Source organism: Cedecea sp. B1(4) (assembly GCF_059414925.1).
On sequence record NZ_JCAHMZ010000384.1, the window covers coordinates 1 to 668 of the forward strand.

Annotated in this window: 1 protein-coding gene; it reads left to right on the forward strand. The window is 67.8% G+C overall.

The window, feature by feature from the left end; all coding sequences use genetic code 11:
- Positions 1-668, forward strand: a 668-nt coding sequence (locus tag ACR6JA_RS23400; RefSeq protein ID WP_494599945.1) for an oxidoreductase dimerization domain-containing protein, incomplete at both ends; no start/stop codon positions are given.

Genomic DNA, 668 nt, shown 5'->3' on the forward strand with positions numbered 1-668 from the left:
GACAACATCATGCTCAAGACCAAGACGGTCGGCGCGGAACCCCGGAAAGACGGCATCTACCCCACCTACGAGGCCGAGGGCGCGCCGAAGGAACCGCAGCGCTACGACCTGGTGCTCCAGGCCGTGGGCCGCAGCCCCAACGGCAAGAAGATCGGCGCCGACAAGGCCGGCGTGGCCGTGACCGACCGCGGTTTCATCGAGGTCGATCGCCAGATGCGCACCAACGTGCCGCACATCTTCGCCATCGGCGACATCGTCGGCCAGCCGATGCTGGCGCACAAGGCGGTGCATGAAGGCCACGTGGCGGCCGAAGCCGCCGCCGGCCAGAAGTCGGTCTTCGACGCCCGTGTGATCCCGTCGGTGGCCTACACCGATCCGGAAGTGGCGTGGGTCGGCCTGACCGAAGACGAAGCCAAGAAGCAGGGCATCAAGGTCGAGAAGGGCGTGTTCCCGTGGGCCGCTTCCGGCCGCGCCATCGCCAACGGCCGCGACGAAGGCTTCACCAAGCTGCTGTTCGACGCCGAGTCGCACCGCATCCTGGGCGGCGGCATCGTCGGCACCCATGCCGGCGACCTGATCAGCGCAGTGGCGCTGGCCGTGGAAATGGGCGCGGACGTCATCGACATCGCCAAGACCATCCACCCGCACCCGACGCTGGGTGAATCGGT